Annotated in this window: 2 protein-coding genes; both read right to left on the bottom strand. The window is 44.5% G+C overall.

The window, feature by feature from the left end:
- Positions 1 to 22: 22 nt before the first annotated feature.
- Positions 23 to 535 (bottom strand): RNA polymerase sigma factor, encoded by a 513-nt coding sequence (locus ACT8YW_RS23255; protein ID WP_004297355.1) that lies wholly within the window; start codon positions 533 to 535, stop codon positions 23 to 25.
- Positions 536 to 603: 68 nt separating this feature from the next.
- Positions 604 to 1,512 carry a vitamin B12 dependent-methionine synthase activation domain-containing protein gene (locus tag ACT8YW_RS23250; protein ID WP_444107283.1) on the bottom strand — a complete coding sequence of 303 codons (909 nt, stop codon included), beginning with the start codon at positions 1,510 to 1,512 and terminating at the stop codon, positions 604 to 606.
- Positions 1,513 to 1,611 lie beyond the last annotated feature (99 nt).

Here is a 1,611-nt window from a genome sequence, read left to right as displayed (position 1 = left end):
AGTTCTTCCAGTTCCATATATCTTATTCCTCCTTTTTCATTCTTTTAAGTTTGTCTTTGATGCGACTTAGTTTGGTCGCTACATTGGTAACCGTCAGTCCGGTGATTTCTGCTATTTCCTCGTAACTTTTGTCTTCGAGATAAAGCAGGATAATTGATTTGTCGAGTTGTCCCAGTTGGTTAATCATCTGATAAAGCTGTTTCAACATTTCGTTGATCGGGTCGTGTGCTTCTATGGCCCAGTCGGTATCTCTGGTGAGGCTGACTATTTCCGGCACATTCTTTTCTTTACGATAGAAGCTGATACAGGTGTTGAGGGCAATACGGTAAATCCAGGTGGAAACCTTACATTCTTTTCTGAATTTGGGATAGGCTTTCCAAAGGTTCAATACCACATCCTGATACAGATCATTGAGAGGAGCATTGGGATTGGCATACAGATAGCATACCTTGTAGATCACCCGTTCATATTCGCGGATCACCGACAAAAACTCTTGTTCAATAGGGGCGCTAACCTCTGCTGTTTGTTCTCTCATGGAATCTATGATTACTTTTCTGGTTAGTTAGTCGTGAGAAAAGGAGAAAAATCACAGGGGAATAAGGACTATTGGAGATTAGCTGCCAGAAACTTACACATTTCTTCGATACTTTTTCCCCGACGGCGGGCATAATCTTCAAGTTGGTCTTCTCCAATCTTTCCGACGGAGAAGTATTCGGAAGCCGGATGTGAAAACATAAGTCCGCAAACAGAAGCGTGCGGGTACATAGCTCCGTTTTCGGTCAGCGAAATGCCTATCTGCTTCATGTCCAACAGTTCATCCAACAGGAAGTTGACGGATTGATCCGGTAAAGACGGGTAACCGACAGCAGGGCGAATGCCTTGATACTTTTCGACCAGTAAGTCCGTTATGCCTAAATTCTCGTCTTTGGCATATCCCCACGCTTCTTTGCGCACATATTCATGCATCTTTTCTGTTGCTGCTTCTGCCAGTCGGTCGGAGAGGGTTTGGACAAGCAGGTGTTTATAAGGGTCCTGTTCGTACAATCCTTCCATGTCCGCATCAATGGAAGAGGCAAAAGCGCCGATGGTATCGGGGATGCCGGAGGAGATCGGGCGGATAAAGTCACTTAGACAAAGAAAAGGGCTACCGTCTCTTTTCGGCGTTTGCTGGCGCAGTAAAGGAAAAGTGATGAACCGGTCTTTTTCTTTCTCAATAATCAGGTTATCCCCGTCAGAGTTTGCCTTGCAAAGCTTAAAGATGGTCTTTACTTCATAATCCCGGTCAAGCAGATCGAGCATCCGATTGGCTTCTTTGAATAGCTGCATTGCTTCGGAAGCTTTATTACGTTCTTCTTCCGGGAAAGTTGTCAGCCATGAAGCACGACAGGCATCACATCCGTGAATGTTGGCGATGGCTGCAAAACGTGGCTGGAAACCCCATGCGTGGAAAAAGTAAATCCAGTTGATGTAGGGAGTGACTGTATGTATTTTATAAGACAAAATGGTACTCATAGGCTTATTGAAGGCGAGCTGCTGTTTATCTGAATCTTAATTCCTGTCCGCGATAAGTCTCGTCTATTTCTCCGTTGTTATATAACAGATGTCCGTTTA

The organism is Bacteroides sp., from assembly GCF_052357945.1.
GTDB lineage: Bacteria > Bacteroidota > Bacteroidia > Bacteroidales > Bacteroidaceae > Bacteroides.
This window is presented reverse-complemented; position numbering and strand designations above follow the sequence as displayed.

Bases quoted from the DNA above. Each gene is read 5' to 3' on its own strand.
- ACT8YW_RS23250 (WP_444107283.1), bottom strand. From the start codon at position 1,512: ATGAGTACCATTTTGTCTTATAAAATACATACAGTCACTCCCTACATC.
- ACT8YW_RS23255 (WP_004297355.1), bottom strand. From the start codon at position 535: ATGAGAGAACAAACAGCAGAGGTTAGCGCCCCTATTGAACAAGAGTTT.